Genomic DNA, 26,123 nt, shown 5'->3' with positions numbered 1-26,123 from the left:
TGTGTCATCTATCGGGCGGATATTAAGGGCGTTAAATCGCTGGCTGGGCTGGGTCCTGGTTATCGTCATCCTGACGATCGCTCTGTTAACCGTTGTTGTCAGACAGCTTCTGCCCGGGGTCTGGGATTACCGCACAGATATCGAACAGTACCTGAGTGGTCGCTTGCACACCGAAGTCACTATTGGCGAAATTAATGCCAGTTGGGAGGGCCGTTTTCCCCGGCTGTTGTTGCAGAATGTGGTGATTGCCGATCATCGTTCCCACAATATTGGTCGGATCGAACTGGGACAACTGGTGCTGGGGCTCAATCCTGTCAGTAGTCTGCTCAAGTGGCAGCCGGTGCTCAGCAAGGTGGAGATCTGGTCGCTGCATACGCAGGTAAAACTGGTTCGCTGGCCTCATCCGGCGACGACCGACGCAAGCTCTGCAGCGTCAGATTCCGCCACAGATCCCCTGGCAGCTCTCTGGTTGCAGCCACATATATTTTTTTACGATACTCAGGTTGATCTGACGCTGCCATCGGGTAAACAGCTGTTGCTGCAGAGTGAACGGTTTAACCTGGAAAACAGTCGCCGCCAGCACCATTTCGCCGGGGAACTGCAGGTGACGTTTGAGCAACGCCAGGCAGCAGCCACGCTACGAATTGAATCGGACAGCTATCAGTTTGATCCGAAAACCACCAACTTTGATTTTTATCTGAAACTGGCAGGGGTTGATACTCCGCTGCTGGATGCTGCCCGGGAGTTGTTTCCGGTACCTGAGACACTTGAGCAACTGGAACTGGCAGCTGAGATCTGGGGGAATTGGTCTGAAGGGCGTCTTACCCGGGTGTTTGGCGGTCTCGATACCGGACGGTTACAGCTGCTCACCGCGCAACAGGCGATGCCTGAACTGTCGATAAAGGACCTGACCACCCGCTTTGCTCTGTTACAGCCTGAGCGGCGTAACTTCCAGTTGCAGATCGATGACTTTTCCGCCCTGATTAATGACCAGCCACTGGCGTTCCCGCAGTTGGTGGTTAACCGTCAGCAGGGGCGGATCGCTTCGCTGGCGCTGGCGGAGTTTGATATTACTGCAGCCGGTCAGTTTATCGGCAAACAGCCGTTCCTGTCGGAACCTCTTAAAGCGGTGCTGGACGAGGTTGCTCCGACCGGAGTAATCCGTAACCTGGTGGTTGAGTGGCCCATACCCCCATCGGCGCTAACGGCGGATGCTGATTCAGAGGGTGACAAGCCGGATAGCTCTGGGGTTAATAACCCGGCAACGCCGCTGGTTGACGCTCAGGGTTCTGCAATCCAGAGGACAGTCTCGCAAGGTACCGTCACTCAAAGTACAGCCCCTCAAAGTACAGTCACCCTGAATGCTGAAACCGGTACTCCGGAAACAGCAGTGATCGTGACGCAGGAGGAGGCGCTGACAGAGCCGCAGACGAAAGCTTCTCCTGACGATAAGGCACAGGACTGGACTCAGCTGAGCCTGCAAGGGGATCTTGAGGATGTCGCCTTTAACGCTGCGTACGGTGCTCCGGCTATGTCCGGAGTGACGGGACTGCTGCAACTGGAGCATGGGCAGGAGGGCTTACAGGGGCGAATCGATCTGGAGAGTGATCGGATGGGGCTACACTTTCCAGAGGTGTTTGATCAGGGCTGGGAGTTCACTAGCGCTCGCGGCACCACCCATATCAGTCTGGCAAACAATACCCTGCACCTGAGTAGTGAGCATGTCACACTGCATAAACCAGGTATCAATGCCAGTGGCCGATGGAGTCTCTATCTGCCACTGGAGCATGATATTCAGAGTGAGCTGACGCTGCTGATCGGCGTAACAAACTCAGATGGCAGTCTGGCGCCTGAACTGATCCCAGACCATGATATCGATCCGGGGATTAAACAGTGGGTGGTTCAGTCTGTTAAACAGGGGCAGTTGAAGCAGGGGGGATTTGTGCTGCATACCGGAACCCGCAGTATCCCCTCGCGTCAGCCACCGACCGTGCAGATGTTTATGGATATAGCCGGGGCTGAGGTGGATTATCAACCTGGCTGGCCGGCAGTCCGTGCAGCCGATGCCTCGTTACTGCTGCGGGATCAGGGGCTGGCGATCAGCGTCAGTGACGGGCTGATCCAGGATAGCAAAATAGAGCATGGCTGGGTCTATCTGCCGCCTGCGTCTCATGATCTGCATCTGATTGCCGCGGTTAATGGCGACAGCGCGGATATTGGCAAAACCCTGCTGGAAAGCCCTGTGCTGGGCGCCGGCAACGATGAGTTGCAGAGCTGGCAGCTCAGTGGTGCGGCTGAGACCCGTCTGAAGCTTACGATCCCCTTGAATGGGGGGGAACCGGCCGTTGATGTCAGCAGCGATTTTTCTGACCTGAAACTGGTATCTGCAAGCCGTGATCTGACTATCAGTAAACTGGCGGGGCGTATCGGCTATCAGAATGATGCCGGGTTGTATGCGAAGTCGCTGACGGGGAGGTTTTTTGATCATCCACTGAGTGCATCGATTGAAACAACCGGGAAAAAGCAGGCTGAGAGAATTACGGTGGGGTTAAAATCATCGATTACGATGGCCCGGTTGAGAGAGTGGAGCGGTATCGATATGCTGGCGGTGGCTCAGGGAGATCAGCCCTATGAAGCCGATCTGGATATCTGTATCCGTGCAGATTGCTCCGGGCTGACGGTGCGGTCAGACCTGAAACAGGTAGCCCTCGAGCTCATTCCTCCCTACAGTAAACCTCCGGGAGAGGCTTTACCCTTTCTGTTACGCGCCGATTTTGAGTCACCTCAAACCTTTAATATCAAAGCCGGTGATCAGCTGAGCGTCTGGCTGCAACTTGAGCAGGGGCGGTTTAGCCGGGGACAACTGGTATTGGGTATGGGGGATGCACGACCAACCGCTTATGAGGGGTTGGAGATCACAGGCCGTCTTAACCGGCTGGACTATGAACAACTGAATACCATGCTACAACGGGCAGGTATTATGACCGGCTCTGCTTCTGCCTCTGCCTCAGCCGTTGCCAGGGATAGTCAACGGCAGATGATTGCGGTGCAGGGGGGCGTCGATGTGTCGGAACTGAGATATTCTGATCTGCAGATGAAGGATGCCAGGCTGTCGCTCAATCGTCGTGCTGACAGCTGGGGTGTAGGGGTCTCGGGAGCCGACCTTCAGTTGCAGGTGACGGTCCCGGATAGTGCTGCGATTGCGCCGCAATTGCTGTTTGAACGGCTCAATCTTGACGCACTGCTCTCGCAGCGAGCAGAGGCTGAGGATCAACAGGCAGTATTAATTCCGGAGCAGGTTGTTGCCGCCATTCAGCCGGGGGTGTTGCCCGATCTGGATATCGATATTCGCGATCTGATTGTGAAGGAGAAGCGCTGGGGAGACTGGCGTTTTAATCTGCGAAACCGGGGCGATAACACCTATATCGAGAATATTGTGGGTCAGCTAACAGACCTCAGCGCCCGGGGTGATATCGTCTGGCGGCCGGGCAAGCCGAGTCAAAGCGAGATGACGCTCAGAATTGAAGCCAGGGACCTCGGCCGGGCACTGAAAAGTGCCGGATTTGCCAAAGTGTTGGAAACGGAAAAAACCGAGGCTGATCTGCAGCTTCAATGGCCGGGTGCTCCATGGGAATATGCGCTTGCCAGTTCCGATGGCAGTCTGAAGTTTGTCGCCCGCAATGGGCGCTTAATTGAGGCCGGTAGTGGTACCGGGATATTGCGGGTGTTTGGTATTCTCAATATGAATGCGCTGGGACGGCGTCTGAAGCTGGATTTCGCTGATCTGTTTGCCAAAGGTGTCAGTTTTGACCGGATGGAAGGGAATTACCGCATGGCGGATGGTGTGGCGTCGACCAATGAACCTTTTGTGATGCGTGGGCCTTCTGTTGATATGGCGATGAGTGGCGATATCGACCTGGTAAACGAAACAGTGAATCAGCAGATGGCAGTGACACTGCCGGTAACCGATAACATACCTCTGGCGGCCGTGTTGTTGGGCGCACCGCAGATCGCCGGACTGGCATTTCTGCTGGATAAGCTGATCGGGGATGAGGTTAAAAAAGAGTTTGCCACCGTGACTTACACGATGGAGGGGGACTGGAGCGATCCGAAAGTCGAACTGCTGCAGAAGCCTGAGGCCGCCAGAGAGGCGACCAATCTCAAATAGGTCTTAAATAGGGGGCGCAGGGCCCGGTACCGCTACGCTACCGCCTTACTCTTCGGGACTATACACCCGCTCTTTCCCGCAGATATTTAAATAGTTTTCTCGAGGTGGTCGGTGGCTTATCGAGGCTGGCTTCTTTCTTCGCGTTACGGATCAACTGACGGAGGTGCTGGATATCCGCACCGGAATCCTCCTCCAGGTAGGCTTCCAGATCGGTATTGTCGCCCAGAATGAGGCGATCACGCCAGCGTTCCAGCTTATGAAACACCTGTAGATGAGCCTGTTTACCGGCTTCAAAGCGGTCGATAGCCGTTTGAATTTCATCGGCATCTTCAGCCCGCATCAGTCGGCCGATATACTGCAACTGCCGTCTGATCGCCTCTGACCGGGGCTGCAGGCGTTGCGCCTCTTCCACCGCCGCCCGCAGGACATCGCTCATCGGCACCTTGGATAGCTGCTCTTTATTTAATTCAGGCAGTCGTGCTCCCAGTGCCTGCAGCTCTTCCATCTCCCGCTTGCGGCGGGTTTTTGATATCCACTCTTCATCAAATTCGTGGTCGTCGCCAGGGAGAAAATCGTCATTCTGACTCATATAGATCTCTTATGTGGTCGGCTCTAGCTATAGAAAAAAGTTGCCAGACCGAGGAATGCAAAAAAACCGACTACATCGGTAATCGTGGTTAACAAAACGCTGCCGGCCAGGGCCGGATCAATCCCCCAAGCTTTCAGAACTATGGGTAACATGGTACCAGCCAGGGCCGCTGCGAACAGGTTAATAATAATAGCACAGGCGATAATGATGCCGATGGTCAGGTCCTGAAACCAGATGATGGCGATGACGGCAACAACCAGCGCCCAGAGTATACCATTGAGAGCGCCAACCACCATTTCCCGGTTTAACAGCCAGCCAGCATTAGAGCGTTCAACATGTCCCAGCGCCTGTCCACGGATCATCAGAGTTAGTACCTGACTGCCGGCAATGCCTCCCATACTGGCAACAATCGGCATCAGCACCGCCAGCGCGACCACCTTGCCGATGGTCTCTTCAAACAGACCGATCACTGCGGAGGCAAGAAACGCTGTAATCAGATTGATCCCCAGCCATACCGCCCGACGCCGGGTGGTTTTCATGATCGGTGCGAAGGTATCCTCATCTTCGTCCAGACCCGCCATGCTCATCAGTGAGTGATCAGCATCCTCCCGGATAACGTCGACCACGTCATCGATTGTGATCCGTCCCAGCAGTTGCCCCTCTTCATCGACAACCGGCGCAGACACCAGGTCTTCCTGCTCAAACAGCTTCGCCACCTGGGTATCTTCCATATCCGCCGGGATAGGGGGCTTGTCGGTCACCATCATCTCCCTTACCGTGCTGGAAGGGTCACTGACCAGCATGCGGGTGAGCGGCAGACTGCCGATATAGGTGTCTTTACGGCTGACGACAAACAGTGAGTCAGTCATATCCGGCAGTTCAGCGTGACGACGCAGGTAACGCAGTGCCGCTTCAATGGTGATATCCGGCCGGATGGTGATGGTATCGGTATTCATCAGACCGCCGGCGGTATCTTCCGGGTAGGAGAGTATTTTCTCCAGTCGCTCCCGGTTCTGGTGATCCATCGACCTAAGCAGCTCATGCATCACCGTTTCCGGCAGTTGCTGCATCATATCGGCCAGATCATCGGTTTCCAGCGCTTCAGAGATCGCCAGAACTTCAGAGGTATTCATCTTGCTGAGGATTTCAGACTTTACGTCGTCCCCCAGCTCCTGCAGCACGTCCGCCTCAATATCTTTATGGATCAGGCTCCATAGCAGACGTCGCTCTTTCGGTGGCGATTTCTCTATCAGATGCGCAACTTCAGAGGGGCGCAGGGTTTTATTCAGGGTATAGCGTATCTGTCTGAAGGCCCCCTCTTCGAGGGCTGTATTCAGCTTATCCAGTTCGCTCTCATTTGTGCTGGCGTTCATGGCCGGACCCCCGGTCAGACAGATAGAGACAGAATGCCTTACAGGCGGACAGTAATGACCGGAATTACCGCGTCATATTCATTTGTGAGGCATTATAGCGTATTGGTTTTAAAGGAATAGGGTGCGGCGGTTATTCTTCTTCGTCAAACCGGTTATTGATCAGCAATTCGATGGCATCCATCGCTTGTTGTTCATCTTCCCCCGAGGTGGTGATCGTCAGTTCAGTGCCTTTACTGGCGGCCAGCATCATGACTGACATAATACTTTTGCCGTCGACTTGACGGCCATCCTTGGTGAGTTGGATCTCTGACGAGAATGAGCTGGTCACATTGATCAGTTTAGCGGCGGCCCGGGCGTGCAATCCCAGCTTGTTGATGATGGTGATCTGTTTTTCCAGCATCGGTTAATATCCTTGGTCAATTGAGCTCTCTATGTCTAATCTGGACATTATCCATAGTTGCCCGGAAATGGCCAGCAAGACGTTCACTGATAAATACCGAGCGGTGCTGGCCACCGGTGCAGCCTATACCTACGGTGATATAACTACGGTTATTTTTTTCAAACAGAGGCAGCCATTTTTCCAGGAAACCGGTAATATCGGCCAGCATCTGCTGTACTTCAGGCTGTTGCTGCAGAAACTCAATAACTGGCTGTTCCTGGCCGGTATATCCGCGCAATTCAGGGACCCAGTAGGGGTTTGGCAGGCAGCGTACGTCAAAGGTGAAATCAACATCAAGAGGGATGCCATGCTTGTAGCCGAAAGATTCGAACTGCAGCGAAAGCTCCTGCTCCTGGCGCCGGGCAACCCTCAGTTTGATGCTGTCTCTCAGTTCATAGAGCGACAGACGGGTGGTATCGATGCGGATCGCCGCCAGATCTGAGACCGGCTCTAATAACTGTTTTTCATAGCTGATTGCCTGTTGCAGTCCCTGTGAGTCATCCGACAGCGGGTGTTTGCGGCGGGTGGCGCTGTAACGCTGTAACAGGGTAGTTTCTGAGCTGTCGAGATAGATGACTTCGCAATCCAGTCCATGGGTTTCACGCAGACGTTTATAGATGTCCGGAAACTGTTTCAGATTACTGTGCTGGTTGCGGGCGTCGATACTGACGGCGAGCTTATTAGGGTGATCCGGATCGCGGAGTATCTGATTGACCAGATCTGGCAATAATGGTGCCGGAAGGTTATCGATACAGTAGAAGCCAACATCTTCCAGTGCCTGCAGAGCGGTGGATTTACCTGAGCCTGAGCGTCCACTGATGATGATCAGCTTCATCCGGTTTATTCCTGGCTTGATTCGGTCATGGCGTTGTAAAGCGCTTCTGCTGTGGTGGCGCTGCGCAGTTTTTCGCGAACCCTGGCCTGACTGAATAATTCGGCGAGTCTGGCCAGTGTTTGCAAGTGCTGATCACAGGCCTCAGAGGGGACCAGCAGGACAAACAGCAGGTCGACTGGTTTACCATCCACCGCATCAAAGTCGATGGGTTCGATCAGCTGAATCAGCAAGGCGGTGGCCTTTTGACACTCATCCAGGCGGCAGTGAGGAATTGCCACGCCGTCACCGATACCGGTACTGCCCAGTCTCTCCCGACCTAACAGACCGGCAAAAATGGTTTCGGCTTCCAGTCCCGGATGGAGTTTTACAATCTCCTGGCTGGCAATTTCGAGGATACGTTTTTTGCTTCCTCCCTCCAGAGCACAGAGTGCTCCGGAGGGCGCTAATAATTCGGAAATTAGCATGTCTGATAGTTACTTGTGGGTTTTCATCTTTTCTTTGTGTTTGATGATCTGACGGTCAAGCTTGTCAATCAGGCCATCAATCGCCGCGTACATATCTTCCTGCTCATCAGACGCGAACAGCTGTCCACCGGCTACATGTACATCGCCTTCCGCTTTCTGGCGGGTTTTCTCTACGCTTAAAGTTACCTGTGCATTGGTGATATTGTCGAAATGACGCTCAAGTTTCTCAAATTTGGTCTGAACATAGTCGTTCAGTGAATCTGTCAGTTCAACGTGGTGACCCGTAATATTGATCTGCATGGTAATCTCCTAGTGTTGTTGTACCGGTGTGATAGCCGGTTCCCGTAAATATTAAGCCATTAAACCAGACGCTTGCGTTCATTAGAAGGTGGAATGCTAAGCGATTCGCGGTATTTTGCAATGGTTCTGCGTGCAACGTTGATCCCCTGATCCTCAAGCAGCTGAGCAATTTTGTTGTCGCTTAAGGGTTTAACGGGGTTTTCGGCGCTCACAAGTTTTTTGATCAGCGCTCTGATCGCGGTGGATGAGCAGGTTCCGCCATTCACCGTAGTAACATGGCTGGAGAAGAAATACTTCAGCTCAAAAATCCCTCTGGGGGTATGCATATACTTCTGTGTGGTGACCCGGGAGATGGTTGATTCATGCATCTCAACCGCTTCAGCAATGTCGTGCAACACCATCGGCCGCATCGCCTCTTCGCCATGTTCCAGAAACGCCTCCTGGCGGGTGACAATCTCCCGTGCAACTTTCATCAGGGTGTCGTTGCGACTCAGCAGGCTTTTAATAAACCAGCGGGCCTCCTGCAGGTGGTTTTTCAGATAGGTGTTGTCGGGACTGTTGTCGGCGCGCCGGATCAGATCTGCGTAACTGTCATTGATACGCAGTTTAGGTGCCACTTCCGGATTGAGTGTGACCTGCCAGATCCCCTTTTCTTTGTACACCAGCACATCGGGAATGACATATTCGGCTTGCGAGCTGGTGATGATAGAACCCGGTTTGGGGTTCAGTGTCCTGATCAGGGCGATTGCCTGTAGTAGCTGTGGTTCCCTGATGCGGGCTTTACGCATCAACTGTTTATAGTCATGGCTTCCCAGCAGGTGGATATACTGAGTGACTACCTTCAGGGCTTCAGCGCGGTATTCGGTGTCTTCAGGAAGTTGCTGCAACTGAATAGCCAGACATTCACTCAGGTCGCGGGCGGCAACGCCGGGAGGATCAAACTGTTGAATCCGGCGTAACACTGCCTCAATCTCATCCAGTTCAATAGAGCTTAGTTGTTCATCTTCCTGACTGTTGAAATGTTCGAGAATCGATTCCAGCTCAACGGTCAGGTAGCCATCAACATCGATGCCATCGATAATGTTGGTGGCAATCAACTGATCCACATCGCTCATGGGGGTCAGATTCAACTGCCAGTTAAGATGGTCCTGCAGAGTTTCGTCGGCGGTATCATTGGACTCCATCTCCATATCGGAGAAATCATGAGAGGAGGAAGATGAAGAGCCGGAAGCGGTCTGAAAGGTATCTTCCCAGTTGCTATCTGTTGACAGCTCATTGGGGATGTCGTCGTTCCAGTCACTGTCAGCGGCCTGGATCTCTTCTGACTCAGCCGTTTTGGCGGTTGCCGATACCGATTCATGGTTGCTGACTTCAGCATCAGCGGCATCCTGCTCCGAGCTGCTGTCAGTGGTAGTGTCATCCTCACTGACTTCCAGCATCGGATTAGATTCGAGAGCCTCCTGTATCTCCTGTTGCAGATCAAGCGTAGAAAGCTGCAGTAAGCGTATCGCCTGCTGCAGTTGTGGAGTCATGGTCAGGTGCTGACCCATTTTTAGTTGTAACGCTTGTTTCATAGAAAGTCGCTTTTACCTGTTACAGCCTGAATTGCTCACCCAGATAGGCTTCCCTGACCTGTTGGTTCGCAAGTATATCCTCTGGCGTTCCTTCGGCAAGAATATAACCCTCACTAACAATGTATGCCTGTTCGCAGATATCCAGCGTTTCGCGAACATTATGATCGGTGATCAGTACCCCGATTCCCTTGCTTTGCAGATGTTTGACCGTTTGTTTAATATCACTGACAGAGATCGGATCGACACCGGCAAAGGGTTCATCCAGCAGGATGAATGTCGGTTCTGTTGCCAGCGCCCGCGCTATTTCTACCCGGCGTCTTTCACCGCCTGATAGACTCATCCCCGGGCTTTTGCTCAGATGAGTAATATGAAACTCTTCAAGCAGTTCTTCCATTTTCTGTCTGCGCTGCTGGCGGTTCAGCTCTTTACGGGTTTCCAGAATCGCCATCAGATTATCATGGACGCTGAGTTTGCGGAAAATGGATGCTTCCTGGGGCAGATACCCAATCCCTTTTCGGGCTCTGCCGTGCATCGGTTCCCGGGTCAGATCCTGGTGGTCAATTTTAATCCGTCCCTGGTCTGCATCAACCAGCCCTACAATCATATAAAAACAGGTGGTTTTTCCGGCCCCGTTAGGTCCCAGCAGGCCGACAATCTGGCCGCTGTCGATACTCATGGATACATCTTTTACAACCGCGCGGCCCTTATAACTTTTTGCCAGGTTCAGTGCTTCTAATCGACTCATTGGTTATTGAGATCCCCGGAGGTCGCTTCAGATGCCGGCGTGTTATCCTGAGCCGGCTCCTGATCTGGGGCTTTGGGCTGGATAATCATCTGCACCCGCTGTCCGTTGGCACTGTTATCACTGAATGCATTGACTGTGCTTTTGTTCATATCATAGATAATCCGGTTGCCGCTGAAACTATCGCTACCCTGAGAAACTTTAGCCTGGCCGGTGATTTCCAGCTCTTTGGTACGAATATTGTAATGCAGAACTTCTCCGTATGCATGAGTTACTTCTTTGTTGGCGGCGGGGCGTTGCTGGAACTCTGCCGGACCGCCTTTGGCGATGATGCTGGTGACACTTCTGCCTGACTGTCTCAGCTCAATGCTGTCACCGGTCACTTTCATGCTTCCCTGGGTTAACAGGACATCGCCTTTATACAGTGTGATACCGGTCTGATCATTGCGAGTGGCACTATCCGCGGTAATGTGAATCGGCTGGCGGGCGTCTTCAGGCAGGGCCATCGCCATAGGCTGCCAGCTTATCAGCATTGCGCACAAGGCTTTGGTCAGACTGTTAATCAACATGATATACCCCGGTTACTTCAGACAGGAGGTTAAGAATGCCACTGTCGGTGTTTATTGTCATGCCAACACTGGTGGTTGTGCCGGAGCTGTTTGAAATAACCACCCGGGCATCTGTGCGGGCCAGATTTTGCTGTGGCAGGATGGTTAAGGATTCAGTTTGCAGGGTGGTTGCCATCTCCGTGCCTGCGTTATCCTGAAACACCACCTGGCCATCGAGAATAACTTCATCATCGCTGTCGCTGATGATCCCTTTCAGGCTGCTGACGCTGCGGTTGGGCTGGTGGGCGTTATAGATCAGCATCTCGGGATTGGTTACCACGGTTTGCTGCAAACCAGGCTGGTGCTCCAACTGAGTGGACTTCAGCTGTTGTTGCAATATGCCGGTGCTGCCATAGTCCCTGATCTGGCCATTAACAATGTAGTAATCAGCCAACTGGTAGGCAGGATTGGGCTCTTTCTTTAGCCGGTCTGGGCGGCGTTCACTATCCATACCCAGATAGATAACGGCGGGAATCAGGATGGCGGCCGCGGCGGCCAGTCGTGCGCGTCCGGTCAGCATTCAGAGGTACTCACGATACAGGGCTTCAAGCTTGCCCTGGCCTGCTAATATGGTTTCGCAAAACTCCCGCCCTGCACCTTTGCCGGCAGTCCGGCTGGTGCACCAGTCAGCGTGTGCGGCAACAAACTGGTGGCCACCATTAACCGTCGCCCCAAAGGCGACGGCGCGAATCGCTGCCAGGTCAGGCAGATCATCACCAATATAAGCGGTCTGTGCGGCGCTGAAACCGGTGTCTTGCCAGAGCTCCTGCAGGGCGGTGAGTTTATCTTCCCGTCCCTGATAGAGGTAATCAATGCTCAGCGCTTCGGCGCGCCGCTCTACCTGAGGTGAGCGGCGCCCGGTGATAATGGCGCTTTTGATGCCTGCCTGGGCGAGTAGCTTAATACCCAGGCCATCCAGAGTGTTGAAGTTTTTTACCTCAGTGCCGTCAGCGAGAAAATTCAGTTTGCCATCGGTGAGTACGCCATCAACATCAAAGACCGCCAGTCTGATCTGCTTTAGTTGCTCAATCAGCGCTTCGCTCAGCCCCTGAGTCAATTTGTCCGTAAAGGTTGCAGGCATCAGATAACTCCTGCTTTAAGCATGTCGTGCATGTTCAGGGCGCCGACCGGGTGTCGTTCGGTATCGAGCACGATCAGGGCATTGATCTGTTTTTCCTGCATGATCTGCAGCGCTTCGGCTGCCAGAATGTCACTGGTGACCGTGGTGCACTGGGTTGTCATTACTTCAGTGATGGGGGTGTTTTTCATATCCACATCATGGTCAAGGGTACGGCGCAGGTCACCATCGGTAAAGACTCCCTGAAGAACTCCGTCCCGGTTGATGACAGTCGTCATGCCCAGTCGTTTACGGGTAACTTCCAGCAGGGCGTCATTGAGCATGGTGGAATCACTGACTCTGGGAATATCATCGCCGCTGTGCATGATATCTGAAACTTTCAGCAGCAGGCGGCGCCCCAGACTTCCACCGGGGTGCGAAAAGGCAAAATCTTCAGCGCTGAAACCGCGGGCTTCCAGCAGAGCGATGGCCAGTGCGTCTCCTATAACCAGTGTGGCTGTGGTGCTTGAAGTAGGAGCCAGGCCCAGGGGGCAGGCTTCCTGGCTGATGGTGACATTCAGGTTGGCATCAGCGCTACGGGACAGGGTCGATTGTGGGTTGCCGGTGATGCTGATCAGAGGGGCCTTCATCCGCTTGATAAGGGGCAGTATCGCAAGCACCTCATTGGTTTCCCCTGAATTCGACAGCGCAATCACAACGTCTGATCGTGTGATCATCCCCAGATCACCGTGGCTGGCTTCTCCCGGATGCACGAAGAAGGAGGGCGTGCCGGTGGAGGCCAGTGTGGCAGCGATTTTATGGCCGATATGGCCGCTTTTGCCCATTCCGGTAACGATCACCCGGCCTTTGCATTCCAACGCCAGTTTACAGGCCTTTTCAAAGTCACCATCGAGGTAGGTGAGCAGGTCATTTACGGCATCCCGTTCCATCTCTATGGTGCGTTTGGCGGATGCTAAAAAGTCCAGTTCGTTATTCATAGTGCTATGGTTACCGCTCTGTGTTCATTGCGCCAGGGACACTGTGTCGGGTTCGAAGCGCTCTGGCTAAAGCGGGCTGTCGCCCGGCCAATGGATTAAGTGTTCATATTGTATAGCAGTGCAAGATAGCCTGCATAGGCTGCCAGCAACAAGCCCCCCTCAAATCGGGAGATCTTTGGCGGTCGCTGATAAAGAGCCAGGGCTGTCAATAACAGGGTCAGTCCCAGTGTGGTGCCATAGTCACGCCAGAGGACAACAGGTTCCAGTGTGATTGGAGCCAGCAGCCCGGGCACCGCCATCACCGCGGCAATATTGAAGATATTTGAGCCGACAACATTCCCCAGTGCAATATCGGTGTGGCCCTTCAGGGCGCTGGCGACAGACGCTGCCAGCTCGGGCAGGCTGGTGCCGATAGCAACGATGGTCAGACCGATAACGAGATCACTGACGCCGAGAGAGAGCGCGATTTCGGTGGCTCCCCACACCAGAAGCCGGGAACTGGCCGCCAGCAGAATCAGGCCGGCGATCAGCCAGAAAATGGCCCGGCCGAGCGGTAGTTCAGGGATCTCATCCTCCTCTTCGTGGATCTCATCGCCTTCCGAGTTGCGTTGGAAACGGGTAAACAGGTAGAGGCAGCCAGCCAGTGACAGGCAGAGGATTATGGCGTCCAGTTGTCCAAGGTAGAGATCATAGAGTACGCCGCCTGCCAGAAGTGTGATAACCAGCAACAGGGGGATCTCCTGTTTGAGGACCTTGGAGCGAACGGGCAGCGGGGCGATCAGTGCGGTAATACCCAGTACCAGACCTATGTTGGCGATGTTTGATCCCAGCGCATTACCCACCGCCAGGTCGCCAGCGCCAGTGGTGGCGGCCATCACAGAGACCAGAATTTCTGGTGCAGAGGTGCCGAAAGATACCACGGTCAGACCGATGAGCATGGGTGACATGCCCGCATTTTTGGCGGTGCCGGCAGCGCCAATAACGAAACGGTCGGCACTCCAGACGAGAATAATAAAACCTGCTAATAAAGCGATAATGGGGTATAGCATCGGGTTGTTTGTTCAGCTTTGGTTAAAACGGAGGCCTATTTAATGAATAATCTGATACATGTGCAAGCGCTAGCGACAGCTGTCGCTGATTTTATTCAAGTTTAAGGGCAAGAGTGTTATAGTCTGCACGCTTTTTTTTATGGAAATATGGCGGTTCTGAGCCAATTGCATTCTGTCAAACGGTTTCAGGTTTTATAGGATACAGGGGCAACCTCATCAACCAGGAACTCTTTGCCGCCCTGATTGAGTCATCGTTACTATGGATTTTTTTGACGATATCATTATTGATATTAAACAACTTACCTTTAGCAGAGGCGAGCGCTATATCTGTAAAAATATGGATATACGCATCCCCCGGGGTAAAGTGACGGCGATTATGGGGCCAAGCGGTACAGGGAAAACGACTCTGTTGAAGCTGATTGGCGGGCAGTTGAAGCCCGATTCAGGTTCGATTCTGCTCGATGGTGATGATATCCCCCGTCTGGGACGCTCAGAGCTGTTCGATGCTCGGGAAAAAATGGGCATGCTGTTTCAGAGTGGGGCGCTGTTTACCGATATGACGGTATTTGAAAATGTTGCCTTCCCGCTGCGGGTACACACTAAGCTGCCGCAGGATATGATCCGCGATATTGTCCTGATGAAGCTCCAGGCCGTTGGCCTGAGAGGGGCTGCAGAACTGATGCCCAGTGAACTGTCGGGAGGGATGGGCAGACGTGTTGCGCTGGCCCGGGCGATTGCCCTGGATCCGGCGCTGGTGATGTATGATGAACCGTTTACCGGGCAGGATCCGATCGCGATGGGGGTGTTGGTAAACCTGATCAAGAAGCTGAATCAGGCGCTGGGACACAGCAGTATTATCGTTTCCCATGATATTAAGGAAACCCTCAGCATTGCTGACTATATCTACATTATTGCTGATGCCGACGTGATCGCGCATGGAACGCCGGAACAGCTAAAACAGAATGATTCTGATCAGGTGCGGCAGTTTATGCGAGGCTTACCCGACGGTCCGGTGCCGTTCCATTTTCCGGCCAGGGACTATGAGACTGAACTGATGGAGGGGCGTTGATGGCAGCGATAGTCAATAATCTGGCCCTTCTTGGGCGTTTTGCACTCGACAGAGTCGCGGCCATTGGTCGTTCCGGCTTGATCCTGATGCATGCCATCATCGCCCGGCCTCAGCCGCTGATCGCTTTCCCGCTGCTGATACGTCAGTTGTATTCAGTGGGCGTGTTATCCATGGTCATTATCGTAGTCTCGGGGCTGTTTATTGGTATGGTGCTTGCGCTACAAGGCTATACTATTCTGGTTGATTATGGCACCGAGCAGGCCGTGGGGCAGATGGTTGCGCTGAGTCTGGTGCGTGAGCTGGCTCCTGTAGTGACTGCATTGTTATTTGCCGGTCGGGCAGGGTCTGCCCTGACCGCCGAGATTGGCCTGATGAAAACCACAGAGCAACTCTCCAGTATGGAGATGATCGGTGTTGATCCGTTGCGACGAATTATTGCCCCGCGTTTCTGGGCGGGTGTTATCAGTCTGCCGATTCTGACGATGATATTCAGTGCTGTCGGTATTTGGGGTGGATTATTGGTAGGCGTGGAATGGCTGGGAATCTATGAGGGGTCATTCTGGTCGAATATGCAGAATTCGGTCGACTTTTTTGATGATATAGGTAATGGCCTGATTAAGTCACTGGTGTTTGGCCTGGTGGTGACCTGGGTCGCTGTCTTTCAGGGGTACGATTCGGTGCCAACCTCTGAAGGTATCAGCCAGGCGACCACCAAAACAGTGGTCTACTCGTCCCTTGCCATTCTTGGCCTTGACTTTATTTTGACCGCTTTGATGTTTGGAGATTTGTAACAGATGCGAAACCGTGGAGTTGAGTTGGGCGTCGGTATTTTTATGTTGGTGGGAGCTATTGCTCTTACTGTACTGGCGATAAATGTGAGTGGTCTGAGTCTGACTAAACAACAGGACACTTATAAGATATATGCCCGGTTTGAGAATGTCGGGGGGCTGACGGCCCGCTCTAAAGTGACAATGTCGGGGGTCACTATCGGCAAAGTGAGCAACATCACCATCGACCGTAAGAAGCTGATGGCTCTGGTGGAGATGGATATTGACGGCGATGTGGACTATCTGACATCCGATAGCTCGGCCTCTATTCTGACCGCGGGGTTGCTGGGTGAAAAATATATCGGTGTGACTACCGGGGCGGCTGATGATGAGATACTCAAAGAGGGTGACTTTATTGAAGATACTCAGTCATCCCTGGTGCTGGAAGAATTGATTGGTAAGTTTCTTTTCAATCAGGCCTCTGAGTAAAGTCAGTTGATAGTGTTGTAATGAGATGAGAGTTGTGAAAATGAGATATTTGAATCGTTGGCTGGTGTTACTGACCCTGGTATTTACCTCTGTGACAGCACAGGCTTCATGGGATGAGGCTCGCAATGCTGTTGAGAAAGCTTCAGCAGAGATGATGAAAGTGCTGGAAAACGAGACGCTTAAGGCGCCTGAACAGAGTGAGCAGCTGATCAGTGAGATTGAATCAATCCTTAATCCGGTGGTGGATTTTGACTACGTTTCCAAGCGGGTTATGGGTAAGTTCTATAACCGGGTGGATGAAAAACAGCAGCAGCTCTTTGCAACTGTTTTCAAGGATACGATGGTGCGCACCTATGCTAAATCCCTGACAGGTTTCGATATTGTAAGATATGAAGTGGCACCCGAAGGGCAGCCCAGCCCTGAGGCGGATAAACAGGTTGTCAGTGTCAATGTTTTCTCAGCTAAGGGAGATCAGTACACCCTGGTCTACTACATGCTGAAGGAAGACAGCGGCTGGAAGCTGGTTAATGTGCTGGTTGATGGTATCAATCTGCGCCTCAACTTTAAAAATCAGTTTTCCGATATGGTGTCTCGCACCAATGGCGATGTAGTCAAGGTGATTGCGGACTGGAAAGCGGCGGTGGCCGGTAATGGCAGTAAGGGCAGTTGATGAACGCTCAGGTTGAGATCAGTGAGGATACCCTTTTGCTGAAGGGCGACCTGTTGTTCAGTACCGTTCTCTCCGTGCGTGCTGCGCTGGAACAGGCGGTTGATCAGGCGCAGAAGCGTTGTATCGTTGACTTTGCCGGTGTTGGCCGTGTTGACAGCTCTGCGGTATCGCTGTGGCTTTGTCTGGAACGTAAAACCCGGTCGCGTCAGCTGACTCTCAGTGCGATCAATATACCCGATGAACTGAGCTCCATAGTACGCCTGGTGGGGCTTGAACACACCGGCCTGAATCCCTAGCGGAGGCTGTCAGCGGCATCGGTGAACGATGGCTGTGGCGCCACAGTCATCGCCTTTTGTTGCATTTTCCGCTATCATAGCCGGCCTGTTATTTTCCCTCATTTTCATTGGTATTGTGCATGCAAATCGAAGACGTAAAACAGATTCTGGAAGAACAACTGGAAGGTTGTGAAGTATTCCCTGAAGGCGAAGGCTGTAATTTTCAGGTGACTGTGGTCGGGGATGTTTTTGAAGGGATGCGGCCAGTTAAAAAGCAACAGATGGTATATGCCTGTCTCGCGGATCAGATCGCTGATGGCAGTATTCACGCCCTGACTATCCGAACCTTTACCCGTGCCCAGTGGGCAGAACAGAACTGAAGTACTTAGAGACCCTATTTTAATGGATAAACTGATTATTACCGGTGGTAACCGCCTGGAAGGTGACGTACGCATTTCCGGCGCGAAGAACTCAGCGCTTCCTATTCTGGCAGCGACTCTGTTGGCCGATGAACCGGTTACTGTCAGTAATCTGCCTCATCTACACGATATCACCACCATGCTCGAGTTGCTGCGGCAGATGGGAGTGGAGCTGACTATTGATGAAAAGCTCAATGTTGAGATCGATACCCGGACGCTGACATCGACCATTGCACCCTATGAGCTGGTGAAAACGATGCGGGCGTCGATTCTGGTGCTGGGACCACTTCTGGCGCACTTCGGCCATGCTGAAGTTTCCCTGCCCGGTGGTTGTGCGATTGGCAGCCGTCCTGTCGACCTGCACCTCAAGGGTCTGGAAGCGCTGGGGGCTGAGATTACCGTTGAAGAGGGGTTTATCCGTGCTACCTGCGATGGTCGGCTGAAAGGCGGTCGGGTGTTTTTCGATATTGTCACCGTGACGGGCACCGAGAATATCCTTATGGCAGCTGCGCTGGCAGAGGGGCAGTCAATTATAGAAAACGCCGCCCGTGAACCGGAAATCGTCGATCTGGCGGAGTTTCTCATCGCTATGGGCGCCGATATTTCGGGCCATGGCACCGATACGATTATCGTCAACGGAGTCGCTTCGCTGAAGAGTTGCACCTATTCGGTGGTAGCGGACCGGATTGAAACCGGAACTTATCTGGTCGCTGCAGCCGCCACCCGCGGCCGGGTTAAAGTTAAAAATACCCGTCCTGATATTCTCGATGCGGTACTGCAGAAACTGCAGGAAGCGGGCGCTGAGATAGAGTGCGGCCCGGACTGGATCAGCCTCGATATGAAGGGCAAGCGGCCAAAGGCGGTGAATATCACAACCGCACCCTATCCGGCATTTCCCACCGATATGCAAGCTCAGTTTGCGGCACTGAACATTATTGCCGAAGGGGTGGGGGTGATCAAAGAGACAGTATTTGAGAACCGCTTTATGCATATGCAGGAGATGTTGCGTATGGGCGCCAGAATCACCATCGATGGGAATACTGCGATTACCGAGGGGCGTGAAGTGCTGACCGGCGCACCGGTGATGGCAACCGATCTGCGGGCTTCAGCAAGTCTGGTGATCGCGGCTATGGTGGCGACAGGGGATACGGTGATTGATCGTATCTACCATATAGACCGTGGTTATGAATGTATCGAAGAGAAGATGCAGCTACTGGGTGCAAAGATCAGGCGGGTTCCGGGTTAACAGGAGCTTCGCATTAACAGTGTAGGCTGTATGCCTGGACTGAATTTTTTAAGTGGTAACGAAACAGCTGATATGAAACAGAACCTGACTATTGCGCTATCTAAAGGGCGTATTCTCAAAGACACGCTGCCTCTGTTAGAGGCAGCGGACATTATTCCGGCTGAGGATATTTTCAGCAGCCGCAAGCTGATTTTCGATACCAATCATGACAACATCAAACTGGTCGTTATTCGTGCCACCGATGTCCCAACCTATGTTGAGCATGGTGGTGCCGATATGGGGGTTGCTGGTAAAGATGTGCTTTTGGAGTACGGAGCCAAAGGGCTGTACGAACCCCTGGATCTGGATATTGCCAGGTGCAGGTTGATGGTTGCCGGTATGAAGGACGCAGGCGAAGTGGAAGGCCGGATGACTGTTGCTACCAAATTCGTCAATATCACCAAGGAGTTTTTCGCCCGTCAGGGGCGTCAGGTCGATATCATTAAGCTCTATGGCGCGATGGAGCTGGCTCCGATTATGGGGCTTGCGGACCGCATCGTTGATATCGTGGATACCGGTAATACCCTGCGCGCCAATGGCCTGGTACCAATGGAAGATATCTGCTACGTCAGCTCCCGCCTTGTGGTCGGCAAGGCTGCTTTAAAAATGAAGCACCGGCAGATACAACCGATTATTGAACAACTGGCCGCAGCAGTCGATGCGCGTAAAGAAAGGTCTGAACAGATATGACCAAACCAGAGATTTTAAGATTAGATAGTCAACAGGCTGATTTCAGTGATCAGTTGGATAAACTGTTGGCATGGGAGTCGGTTTCCAATAAAGAGGTTAACCGGACTGTCGAGGATATTCTTGAGCGGGTTAAAGCCGAGGGTGATGCCGCGGTGGTTGAGTTTACCAACCGTTTTGACCGGCTTAACGTCAGTTCAATGCAGGAGCTTGAGTTCACTCAGCAGGACCTGCAGCAGGCACTGGATAACCTGCCTGAAGATCAGCATAAAGCGCTGACTATCGCGGCTCAGCGGGTACGCGATTACCACGAACGGCAGAAAGGGGAATCCTGGCAGTACCAGGAAGCAGACGGTACCTTGCTGGGACAGAAGGTTACTCCGATGGATAAGGCGGGCCTCTATGTGCCCGGTGGTAAGGCCTCCTATCCTTCATCCGTATTGATGAATGCGATTCCGGCCCATGTGGCTGGGGTGGAAGAGCTGATTATGGTGGTGCCGACTCCGGATGGGGAAGTGAATCAGTTGGTGCTGGCGGCGGCTGCGCTGGCGGGTGTCAGCCGGGCGTTTGCTATCGGCGGTGCCCAGGCAATTGCGGCGCTGGCCTATGGTACCGAGACTATCCCTAAAGTGGATAAGATCGTTGGCCCGGGCAATATTTTTGTTGCCACTGCCAAACGGGCGGTATATGGCACGGTGGGAATCGATATGATCGCCGGACCATCCGAAATTCTGGTGATCTGTGATGGCCAGACCGACCCCGACTGGATCGCGATGGATCTGTTCTCTCAGGCGGAACATGATGAAGATGCCCAACCTATCCTGATCAGCACCGATGCTGCGTTTCTCGATCAGGTGAGTGCCAGTATTGAGAAGCTGCTCCCCACCATGGAACGGCAAGCGATTATCGGTTGTTCACTGGCAGACCGTGCCGCGCTGATTAAGGTTGCAGATCTTGAAGAGGCGGCCAGAGTGAATAACCGTATCGCTCCGGAGCACCTGGAACTCTCGGTCGAGGACCCTCAGGCGCTGTTGCCGTTAATCAAGCATGCTGGCGCTATCTTTATGGGGCGTTATACGGCCGAAGCGCTGGGAGATTATTGTGCCGGTCCTAATCATGTACTGCCTACCTCAGGCACCGCACGTTTCTCATCGCCTTTGGGAGTGTATGATTTCCAGAAGCGTTCCTCACTGATCATGTTTTCAGAGGCGGGCGCTTCTGAGATGGGCAAAGTCGCTTCAGTACTTGCCCGTGGAGAGAGCCTCACCGCTCACGCCCGCTCAGCGGAATATCGTATTAAGCAGTAATTTTCGGATGGGAAAGCGAAAAAAAGCCCTAAGGGGCTTTTTTTGTGCTCATCTGAACTGCCAGAAGCTTAGTTCTGGCCGTTGGTGTTTTCCGGCTCGGTACTAACCTCTGTCGCGCTGGGACGTTCGGCGACGGTAATTTCCAGTTGCAGTACTTCGCCGTTGCGCCACACTTTGACCGGCAGTACTGTTCCCGGGGGCATCCGGGCGACGCTATACATAGAGTTGTAGCTGTTGATAATCTTTTTGCCACCGATCTCCAATAGGATATCCCCGGGGAGTAAACCTGCCGTATGGGCCGGTCCATCCCGGAAAATACCTGCAATAATTAACCCTTTAGTGTCTTTTAGCCCGAACGATTCAGCCAGATCCGGGGTGATCTCCTGGGCTTCCACCCCAACCCAGCCGCGCACCACCCGACCATGTTCTATGAGGTCCTGCATCACCTGCTTTGCCTGATCCGAGGGGATGGCAAAACCGATTCCCTGAGACCCCCCAGAGCGGCTGAATATAGCCGTATTGATGCCGATAAGGTTGCCTGCGGCATTGATCAGGGCACCACCGGAGTTACCGGGGTTAATTGCTGCATCGGTCTGGATAAAGTCTTCATAGGTGTTAAGACCCAGTTGATTGCGGCCGGTGGCGCTGATAATGCCCATGGTGACAGTCTGGCCAACGCCGAACGGATTACCGATAGCCAGCGCAACATCTCCCACACGCAGGTTAGCCGATGAGCTGATAGTGATGCTGGGCAGGTCCGGGAGATCGATTTTAAGCACCGCAAGGTCGGTATCCGGGTCGTTACCCACCACCTTGGCCGTGGCTTCCCGGCCATCTTTGAGTGCCACGACAATGCTGTCTGCGCCGGAAATAACATGGTTATTGGTGGCTATATAGCCTTCCGGGCTTAGGATTACGCCAGACCCAAGACTGGATTGAATCCGTTCTTTGTTGCTGTTCTTGTTGTAGTGCTTTTGAATATTCGGATCGTTATACAGAGGAGGGTTGTTATTGGGAACCACTGTACGGGTATAGATGTTGACCACGCTTGAAGCGGCATGTTCAACCGCATCGGCATAGGAAAAGGGGCCCTGTGCCTTGCCGGGGAGGTTATCCGCTTCATGGATCTGCACGGTATTTGCCTGTGGCGTAAACATATCCGGCAGGTAGATAAGCAGTGCTACCGCGGCAATAATCCCGGACAGAATAGGCCAGATAAGAAAAGCCAAGCGTTGAATCAATTAAAGGCGCCTTATAAACAGTGGTAAAGTTGATCAGCTGTTTTAGAATTATACGGATAATAAACTGCTTTTGGGAATATAAAGAAAAGATTATGGCTGTATCGCTGAAACAACTGGTTCTTTACTGCAACACACTGTTAACCCCTGAGAAATACAGAGACTATTGCCCTAATGGTTTGCAGGTTGAGGGCTGTGGGCAGGTACGACGTATCGTCTCCGGCGTAACCGCCAGTCAGGCCCTGCTTGATCGGGCGGTGGTACTGGGCGCTGATCTTATTCTGGTTCATCATGGTTATTTCTGGAAGGGTGAGGCAGAGGTGATCACCGGTATGAAAAAGCGCCGGCTGCAAACACTATTAAGTCATGATATCAGCCTGCTGGCATACCACCTGCCACTGGATGGGCATCCGCAACTGGGTAATAATGCCTGTCTGGCCGATAAGCTGGGATTACAGATTACCGGAGGGCTTGATCCTGACAACCCTTTAAGTATCGGTCTGACTGGCCGCCTGCCGAGCCCGCTTTCAGTGGACGATTTTAACCGTCAGATAGCACAGGCGATGGGACGGGAGGTGTTGCATATAGAGGGAGGGCCGGAGCAGATTGAAACCGTTGGCTGGTGCACCGGAGCTGCACAGGGGTATATCGAAAAGGCCGCGGACCTGGGACTGGATGCTTTTATCTCCGGCGAGATATCGGAACCCACGGTTCACAGTGCCAGAGAACTGGGTATTCACTATTTTGCAGCAGGTCACCACGCCACTGAGCGCTACGGTGTTCAGGCGTTGGCAGAAGCGTTGGCGCAGCAGTTTGATCTGGAACATCACTTCGTGGATATTGATAATCCGGTCTGATTGTCAGTACACCCGGGTAAGTGATGAAAAAGGTAATAAAAAACCGGCATCAGCCGGTTTTCTAAATCAGTTACTCTGTTGACTGTTCAACTGAGGGGGTTCAGGCAGAGCGTTTTTCATCGCTGTCGCGCAAGCTGTTACCGGGAACATGATCTTTCACAAGGGGGGGGATCTCTATATCCTCATCGGTTTCTGATTTTTTCTTCAGTCCGTATTTCTCAGACAGAGTCCCCTCTTCGTCGGGGCTTTTAATCGCGTAGTCGCGGGGTGGTTCAACCACTTCCGGCTCATCTTCGGGCGTATCAACCTGATCTGTTACCGTTGGAATCTGCTCTTTCTCTGCTGCTTCCTCTTCCTCGGGTTCCTCTTTTACCTGTTCGGAAATCTTCGGTTGAGGCTGACTGCTTAGCTGAGCCGGTGAGTGCTCACCCATACAGAGTGTTTCTGACCCCTGAGCCAGGTGCTGGTGAACCTGCTTGTAACTTTCAGTGAGATTGTTAACCAGTTCAGCCGTTTTCTCGAAGTGGCCGTTGACCTTCTCTTTGTATTCACTCAGGTCACGCTGGGCTTCATTGAGCTGATCGACCAGTTTTTGCTGGCTGGACGTGTCGCCGGAACGCCCCATCAGGTAGCCAATTAACGTCCCTGCAAGAAGGGTCACAATACCAATAATCCAGACGCTGCTCTCTTCCACGCTAACTCCTTAAATACTCTGATTCACAGCTGAAGAATAACGCAAATAACAGGCAAATCCTATGTTAATTTGGATCGGTGCGGTTCGGGTCATAGGGGCAGGTCTAAGCGCTGCTCCCCAGCTTATTTCGTTTTGCCTGATGCGTCATTTCAGTCAGGTAACTGACTTGCTCGGCGAGGACCTCGCAGGCAAGATCGCCGTTTTTTTGCTGCAGTGCGTTCAGAATACGGGTGTGCTGGTCAATAATGACAGAGCGTTCCATGTAGCGCGATGTCACCATATTACTGATCGGTTGCAGCGCCTCAATAACGCTGAACATGATAAAGCTCAGCAGGGCATTGTCCGCCGCTTCTGCAATCAGACGGTGAAAGCGGACATCGGAGGCACAAAACTGCTCTGGCGCAAGAGTAGTATCTTGTTGCTGCTCCAGTTCCCGTTGCAGCAGTTCAAGTTGCGCTTCACTGATATGTTTTGCCGCAAGCCTCAGACAGTTGCTCTCCAGCAGTAAACGGGTCTGGGCGATATCCTCCATAGAGAAAGCATCCATGCTGACTAACAGTGTTGTAGCACTGGTGAGGGCATCACTCAGATCCATGGCAGAGGGTCGGTTGATAAAGGTTCCGCCGGTCGGGCCACGGCGGGAACGGATCAGGTTCTGGGCCCCCAGTCGTTTGAGCGCCTCGCGGATGGTCGGGCGGGAAACCTGGTAACGTACCGCCAGCTCCCCCTCGGTGGGTAAGCGATCATCAGCCTTCAGTGAACCATCGATGATGGCCTGACGGATCTGATCAGCAATCTGCCTGGGCAGACTGTGCTGGGCAACGGGCTCTATTTCTAAACTCACGAATCTCTCCTACAGTAAGAGAACGATTATTTCACATAAACGACTAATTGTTAATTTGTAAGACAAATAAATATAGTGTAAATTGTCTTAATGTTAATTTGTAAGACAAATAGGCGCATGCCTTTTTTGACCTGATTTAAAAAGGATCGTGTGTCCGGAATGCTTCTCGCCATCTGCATCAAGCGATCTTCTGGCAGGCAGCAACCACCCGATAAACCATGACAAGGTAAAGTGAGGTAAATTATGTTTAATGCCCTGGTGTTGGAGCAGGAGGAGGGGAAAACCCTGTCAGCAGTCAAACAGCTTGATCTGAGTGATCTGCCCGATGAGGATGTGCTGGTTAAAGTAAGCTACTCCTCACTTAATTATAAAGATGGACTGGCGATCACGGGGAGCGGGAAAATCGTTCATAAGTTTCCCATGGTGCCGGGGATCGACCTTGCGGGTGTTGTCACTGAGTCCCGTAGTCCGCAATACCAGGCCGGTGATCAGGTCATTATGACCGGCTGGAGTGTTGGTGAACGCTACTGGGGCGGGTATAGCCAGTATGCACGGATGAAACCGGAATGGTTGGTAAAACTGCCTCAGGGAATGGATGCCGCCAAGGCGATGTCTATCGGCACAGCGGGTTTAACTGCGATGCTCTGCGTGATGGCGCTGGAGGAGGGGGGAATTACCCCGGATCGTGGGACCGTAGTGGTTACTGGCGCGGCAGGTGGTGTCGGGAGTGTTGCGGTGGCGATTCTCAGTCAGTTGGGGTATACCGTCGCGGCGGTGACTGGACGGGAATCCAGCCACGAGTATCTGCGTGGCCTGGGTGCCAGCGAATTTTTGACCCGGGCTGAGATGGCTGAAGCGTCGCGGCCGCTGGAAAAGCAGCGCTGGGCAGGTGCAATCGACACTGTCGGGGATACTATTCTGGCCCGGGTGCTGGCTGAGACCGATTATCGGGGCACTGTTGCCGCCTGTGGTCTGGCGGGCGGTTATAAACTGCCAACGACGGTCATGCCGTTTATTCTGCGCAATGTGCGCTTACAGGGAGTTGATTCAGTCATGTGTCCGGTAGATATCCGCACCCAGGCATGGAACCGACTACTAACCGATCTGCCTGACAACGCTTTAGGCGATATCTCCAGTGTAATCGGACTGGCCGATCTGCCCCAGGCTGCGGCGGATATTGTGGCGGGTAAGATTCAGGGGCGTACGTTGGTTGATCCCAATAAGTGAGATGGCGCTGCGCAGCTTGCCAGACGTCACTGCGTAACTTGCTAGTGGTTAGATGGAAAGCTGAGCTTTCCTTGCCAGGAAAAGCAAAAAAGGAGACTT

The 26,123-nt window shown here is 52.9% G+C and carries 28 protein-coding genes; 12 read left to right on the top strand and 16 right to left on the bottom strand.

Annotated elements, in window-relative coordinates:
- Nucleotide 1: 1 nt before the first annotated feature.
- Nucleotides 2-4,168: a YhdP family phospholipid transporter gene (locus tag OCU43_RS18305; RefSeq protein ID WP_091357705.1), complete on the top strand. Its 4,167-nt coding sequence runs from the start codon at nucleotides 2-4 to the stop codon at nucleotides 4,166-4,168.
- 58 nt (nucleotides 4,169-4,226) lie between these two features.
- On the opposite strand, the gene yjgA is transcribed toward OCU43_RS18305, so the two are convergent.
- The 13 genes from yjgA to OCU43_RS18240 all read right to left on the bottom strand — a co-directional run bounded on the left by yjgA (nucleotide 4,227) and on the right by OCU43_RS18240 (nucleotide 14,196).
- Nucleotides 4,227-4,757: a ribosome biogenesis factor YjgA gene (gene yjgA, locus OCU43_RS18300; protein ID WP_091357703.1), complete on the bottom strand. Its 531-nt coding sequence runs from the start codon at nucleotides 4,755-4,757 to the stop codon at nucleotides 4,227-4,229.
- Between the two features lie 23 nt (nucleotides 4,758-4,780).
- Complete coding sequence (gene mgtE, locus OCU43_RS18295; protein WP_091357700.1) at nucleotides 4,781-6,130, bottom strand: magnesium transporter; 1,350 nt, start codon at nucleotides 6,128-6,130, stop codon at nucleotides 4,781-4,783.
- Nucleotides 6,131-6,260: 130 nt separating this feature from the next.
- Nucleotides 6,261-6,530: an HPr family phosphocarrier protein gene (locus tag OCU43_RS18290; RefSeq protein WP_091357698.1), complete on the bottom strand. Its 270-nt coding sequence runs from the start codon at nucleotides 6,528-6,530 to the stop codon at nucleotides 6,261-6,263.
- Between the two features lie 16 nt (nucleotides 6,531-6,546).
- On the bottom strand, nucleotides 6,547-7,404 hold the full coding sequence (rapZ, locus tag OCU43_RS18285; protein WP_091357695.1) for an RNase adapter RapZ: 858 nt from the start codon (nucleotides 7,402-7,404) through the stop codon (nucleotides 6,547-6,549).
- A gap of 5 nt (nucleotides 7,405-7,409) precedes the next feature.
- Complete coding sequence (gene ptsN, locus OCU43_RS18280) at nucleotides 7,410-7,868, bottom strand: PTS IIA-like nitrogen regulatory protein PtsN (RefSeq protein WP_091357692.1); 459 nt, start codon at nucleotides 7,866-7,868, stop codon at nucleotides 7,410-7,412.
- A 9-nt stretch (nucleotides 7,869-7,877) separates the two neighbouring features.
- Nucleotides 7,878-8,168, bottom strand: coding sequence for a ribosome hibernation promoting factor (gene hpf / locus OCU43_RS18275; protein ID WP_091357689.1), 291 nt, complete (start codon nucleotides 8,166-8,168; stop codon nucleotides 7,878-7,880).
- Nucleotides 8,169-8,227: 59 nt separating this feature from the next.
- A complete protein-coding gene (locus OCU43_RS18270) occupies nucleotides 8,228-9,742 on the bottom strand; it encodes an RNA polymerase factor sigma-54 (RefSeq protein ID WP_091357686.1) in 1,515 nt (504 codons plus the stop codon).
- Nucleotides 9,743-9,761: 19 nt separating this feature from the next.
- Complete coding sequence (gene lptB, locus OCU43_RS18265; RefSeq protein ID WP_091357683.1) at nucleotides 9,762-10,487, bottom strand: LPS export ABC transporter ATP-binding protein; 726 nt, start codon at nucleotides 10,485-10,487, stop codon at nucleotides 9,762-9,764.
- Nucleotides 10,484-11,053 carry a lipopolysaccharide transport periplasmic protein LptA gene (gene lptA, locus OCU43_RS18260; RefSeq protein WP_091357679.1) on the bottom strand — a complete coding sequence of 190 codons (570 nt, stop codon included), beginning with the start codon at nucleotides 11,051-11,053 and terminating at the stop codon, nucleotides 10,484-10,486. Before lptA ends, lptB begins: the two co-directional genes overlap by 4 nt.
- On the bottom strand, nucleotides 11,043-11,612 hold the full coding sequence (gene lptC / locus OCU43_RS18255; RefSeq protein ID WP_091357676.1) for an LPS export ABC transporter periplasmic protein LptC: 570 nt from the start codon (nucleotides 11,610-11,612) through the stop codon (nucleotides 11,043-11,045). Before lptC ends, lptA begins: the two co-directional genes overlap by 11 nt.
- Nucleotides 11,613-12,173: a KdsC family phosphatase gene (locus OCU43_RS18250; protein ID WP_175483510.1), complete on the bottom strand. Its 561-nt coding sequence runs from the start codon at nucleotides 12,171-12,173 to the stop codon at nucleotides 11,613-11,615.
- Entirely contained in the window at nucleotides 12,173-13,147 is a 975-nt protein-coding gene (locus OCU43_RS18245; RefSeq protein ID WP_091357673.1) for a KpsF/GutQ family sugar-phosphate isomerase, read from the bottom strand. Before OCU43_RS18245 ends, OCU43_RS18250 begins: the two co-directional genes overlap by 1 nt.
- Nucleotides 13,148-13,242: 95 nt before the next feature.
- Complete coding sequence (locus OCU43_RS18240; protein ID WP_091357670.1) at nucleotides 13,243-14,196, bottom strand: calcium/sodium antiporter; 954 nt, start codon at nucleotides 14,194-14,196, stop codon at nucleotides 13,243-13,245.
- A gap of 259 nt (nucleotides 14,197-14,455) precedes the next feature.
- On the opposite strand from OCU43_RS18240, the gene OCU43_RS18235 reads away from it, so the two are divergent.
- The 9 genes from OCU43_RS18235 to hisD all read left to right on the top strand — a co-directional run bounded on the left by OCU43_RS18235 (nucleotide 14,456) and on the right by hisD (nucleotide 21,164).
- Nucleotides 14,456-15,265, top strand: a complete 810-nt coding sequence (locus tag OCU43_RS18235) for an ATP-binding cassette domain-containing protein (RefSeq protein WP_091357667.1) — start codon at nucleotides 14,456-14,458, stop codon at nucleotides 15,263-15,265.
- On the top strand, nucleotides 15,265-16,056 hold the full coding sequence (mlaE, locus tag OCU43_RS18230; protein WP_175483509.1) for a lipid asymmetry maintenance ABC transporter permease subunit MlaE: 792 nt from the start codon (nucleotides 15,265-15,267) through the stop codon (nucleotides 16,054-16,056). Before OCU43_RS18235 ends, mlaE begins: the two co-directional genes overlap by 1 nt.
- A 3-nt stretch (nucleotides 16,057-16,059) precedes the next feature.
- On the top strand, nucleotides 16,060-16,521 hold the full coding sequence (gene mlaD / locus OCU43_RS18225; protein ID WP_091357664.1) for an outer membrane lipid asymmetry maintenance protein MlaD: 462 nt from the start codon (nucleotides 16,060-16,062) through the stop codon (nucleotides 16,519-16,521).
- Between the two features lie 40 nt (nucleotides 16,522-16,561).
- Complete coding sequence (locus OCU43_RS18220) at nucleotides 16,562-17,191, top strand: MlaC/ttg2D family ABC transporter substrate-binding protein (protein WP_245756556.1); 630 nt, start codon at nucleotides 16,562-16,564, stop codon at nucleotides 17,189-17,191.
- Nucleotides 17,191-17,487 (top strand): STAS domain-containing protein, encoded by a 297-nt coding sequence (locus tag OCU43_RS18215; protein WP_091357659.1) that lies wholly within the window; start codon nucleotides 17,191-17,193, stop codon nucleotides 17,485-17,487. The genes OCU43_RS18220 and OCU43_RS18215 overlap by 1 nt, the downstream gene beginning before the upstream one ends.
- Nucleotides 17,488-17,606: 119 nt before the next feature.
- Complete coding sequence (locus tag OCU43_RS18210) at nucleotides 17,607-17,846, top strand: BolA family protein (RefSeq protein ID WP_091357656.1); 240 nt, start codon at nucleotides 17,607-17,609, stop codon at nucleotides 17,844-17,846.
- A gap of 22 nt (nucleotides 17,847-17,868) precedes the next feature.
- The gene (gene murA / locus OCU43_RS18205) at nucleotides 17,869-19,131 is read left to right on the top strand and encodes a UDP-N-acetylglucosamine 1-carboxyvinyltransferase (RefSeq protein WP_091357653.1); all 1,263 of its coding nucleotides are present in this window, start codon (nucleotides 17,869-17,871) and stop codon (nucleotides 19,129-19,131) included.
- Between the two features lie 72 nt (nucleotides 19,132-19,203).
- Nucleotides 19,204-19,860 carry an ATP phosphoribosyltransferase gene (hisG, locus tag OCU43_RS18200; RefSeq protein ID WP_091357914.1) on the top strand — a complete coding sequence of 219 codons (657 nt, stop codon included), beginning with the start codon at nucleotides 19,204-19,206 and terminating at the stop codon, nucleotides 19,858-19,860.
- On the top strand, nucleotides 19,857-21,164 hold the full coding sequence (hisD, locus tag OCU43_RS18195) for a histidinol dehydrogenase (protein WP_091357651.1): 1,308 nt from the start codon (nucleotides 19,857-19,859) through the stop codon (nucleotides 21,162-21,164). The genes hisG and hisD overlap by 4 nt, the downstream gene beginning before the upstream one ends.
- Before the next feature lie 68 nt (nucleotides 21,165-21,232).
- On the opposite strand, the gene OCU43_RS18190 is transcribed toward hisD, so the two are convergent.
- Entirely contained in the window at nucleotides 21,233-22,402 is a 1,170-nt protein-coding gene (locus OCU43_RS18190; RefSeq protein WP_217647427.1) for a S1C family serine protease, read from the bottom strand.
- Between the two features lie 95 nt (nucleotides 22,403-22,497).
- Between OCU43_RS18190 and OCU43_RS18185 the strand changes: the two genes are divergently transcribed.
- Nucleotides 22,498-23,259, top strand: coding sequence for a Nif3-like dinuclear metal center hexameric protein (locus tag OCU43_RS18185; RefSeq protein WP_091357645.1), 762 nt, complete (start codon nucleotides 22,498-22,500; stop codon nucleotides 23,257-23,259).
- A 100-nt stretch (nucleotides 23,260-23,359) separates the two neighbouring features.
- Here the strand turns inward: OCU43_RS18185 and OCU43_RS18180 are convergent, their stop codons facing one another.
- Both OCU43_RS18180 and OCU43_RS18175 read right to left on the bottom strand, forming a co-directional pair.
- Nucleotides 23,360-23,953, bottom strand: a complete 594-nt coding sequence (locus OCU43_RS18180) for a Z-ring associated ZapG family protein (protein ID WP_091357642.1) — start codon at nucleotides 23,951-23,953, stop codon at nucleotides 23,360-23,362.
- A 103-nt stretch (nucleotides 23,954-24,056) separates the two neighbouring features.
- Complete coding sequence (locus OCU43_RS18175) at nucleotides 24,057-24,797, bottom strand: FadR/GntR family transcriptional regulator (RefSeq protein ID WP_091357641.1); 741 nt, start codon at nucleotides 24,795-24,797, stop codon at nucleotides 24,057-24,059.
- A 243-nt stretch (nucleotides 24,798-25,040) separates the two neighbouring features.
- Here OCU43_RS18175 and acuI point away from each other — a divergent pair, with 243 nt between their 5' ends.
- Entirely contained in the window at nucleotides 25,041-26,024 is a 984-nt protein-coding gene (gene acuI, locus OCU43_RS18170) for an acrylyl-CoA reductase (NADPH) (protein ID WP_091357638.1), read from the top strand.
- The last annotated feature ends 99 nt before the right edge of the window (nucleotides 26,025-26,123 follow it).

Source organism: Amphritea atlantica (genome assembly GCF_024347255.1).
Classification (GTDB): domain Bacteria; phylum Pseudomonadota; class Gammaproteobacteria; order Pseudomonadales; family Balneatricaceae; genus Amphritea; species Amphritea atlantica.
Note: the sequence above shows the minus strand (reverse complement) of the source record. Positions and strands in the feature narration are given on the sequence as shown.

Bases quoted from the DNA above. Each gene is read 5' to 3' on its own strand.
- yjgA (WP_091357703.1), bottom strand. From the start codon at position 4,757: ATGAGTCAGAATGACGATTTTCTCCCTGGCGACGACCACGAATTTGAT.
- mgtE (WP_091357700.1), bottom strand. From the start codon at position 6,130: ATGAACGCCAGCACAAATGAGAGCGAACTGGATAAGCTGAATACAGCC.
- OCU43_RS18290 (WP_091357698.1), bottom strand. From the start codon at position 6,530: ATGCTGGAAAAACAGATCACCATCATCAACAAGCTGGGATTGCACGCC.
- rapZ (WP_091357695.1), bottom strand. From the start codon at position 7,404: ATGAAGCTGATCATCATCAGTGGACGCTCAGGCTCAGGTAAATCCACC.
- ptsN (WP_091357692.1), bottom strand. From the start codon at position 7,868: ATGCTAATTTCCGAATTATTAGCGCCCTCCGGAGCACTCTGTGCTCTG.
- hpf (WP_091357689.1), bottom strand. From the start codon at position 8,168: ATGCAGATCAATATTACGGGTCACCACGTTGAACTGACAGATTCACTG.
- OCU43_RS18270 (WP_091357686.1), bottom strand. From the start codon at position 9,742: ATGAAACAAGCGTTACAACTAAAAATGGGTCAGCACCTGACCATGACT.
- lptB (WP_091357683.1), bottom strand. From the start codon at position 10,487: ATGAGTCGATTAGAAGCACTGAACCTGGCAAAAAGTTATAAGGGCCGC.
- lptA (WP_091357679.1), bottom strand. From the start codon at position 11,053: ATGTTGATTAACAGTCTGACCAAAGCCTTGTGCGCAATGCTGATAAGC.
- lptC (WP_091357676.1), bottom strand. From the start codon at position 11,612: ATGCTGACCGGACGCGCACGACTGGCCGCCGCGGCCGCCATCCTGATT.
- OCU43_RS18250 (WP_175483510.1), bottom strand. From the start codon at position 12,173: ATGCCTGCAACCTTTACGGACAAATTGACTCAGGGGCTGAGCGAAGCG.
- OCU43_RS18245 (WP_091357673.1), bottom strand. From the start codon at position 13,147: ATGAATAACGAACTGGACTTTTTAGCATCCGCCAAACGCACCATAGAG.
- OCU43_RS18240 (WP_091357670.1), bottom strand. From the start codon at position 14,196: ATGCTATACCCCATTATCGCTTTATTAGCAGGTTTTATTATTCTCGTC.
- OCU43_RS18235 (WP_091357667.1), top strand. From the start codon at position 14,456: ATGGATTTTTTTGACGATATCATTATTGATATTAAACAACTTACCTTT.
- mlaE (WP_175483509.1), top strand. From the start codon at position 15,265: ATGGCAGCGATAGTCAATAATCTGGCCCTTCTTGGGCGTTTTGCACTC.
- mlaD (WP_091357664.1), top strand. From the start codon at position 16,060: ATGCGAAACCGTGGAGTTGAGTTGGGCGTCGGTATTTTTATGTTGGTG.
- OCU43_RS18220 (WP_245756556.1), top strand. From the start codon at position 16,562: ATGAGATATTTGAATCGTTGGCTGGTGTTACTGACCCTGGTATTTACC.
- OCU43_RS18215 (WP_091357659.1), top strand. From the start codon at position 17,191: ATGAACGCTCAGGTTGAGATCAGTGAGGATACCCTTTTGCTGAAGGGC.
- OCU43_RS18210 (WP_091357656.1), top strand. From the start codon at position 17,607: ATGCAAATCGAAGACGTAAAACAGATTCTGGAAGAACAACTGGAAGGT.
- murA (WP_091357653.1), top strand. From the start codon at position 17,869: ATGGATAAACTGATTATTACCGGTGGTAACCGCCTGGAAGGTGACGTA.
- hisG (WP_091357914.1), top strand. From the start codon at position 19,204: ATGAAACAGAACCTGACTATTGCGCTATCTAAAGGGCGTATTCTCAAA.
- hisD (WP_091357651.1), top strand. From the start codon at position 19,857: ATGACCAAACCAGAGATTTTAAGATTAGATAGTCAACAGGCTGATTTC.
- OCU43_RS18185 (WP_091357645.1), top strand. From the start codon at position 22,498: ATGGCTGTATCGCTGAAACAACTGGTTCTTTACTGCAACACACTGTTA.
- acuI (WP_091357638.1), top strand. From the start codon at position 25,041: ATGTTTAATGCCCTGGTGTTGGAGCAGGAGGAGGGGAAAACCCTGTCA.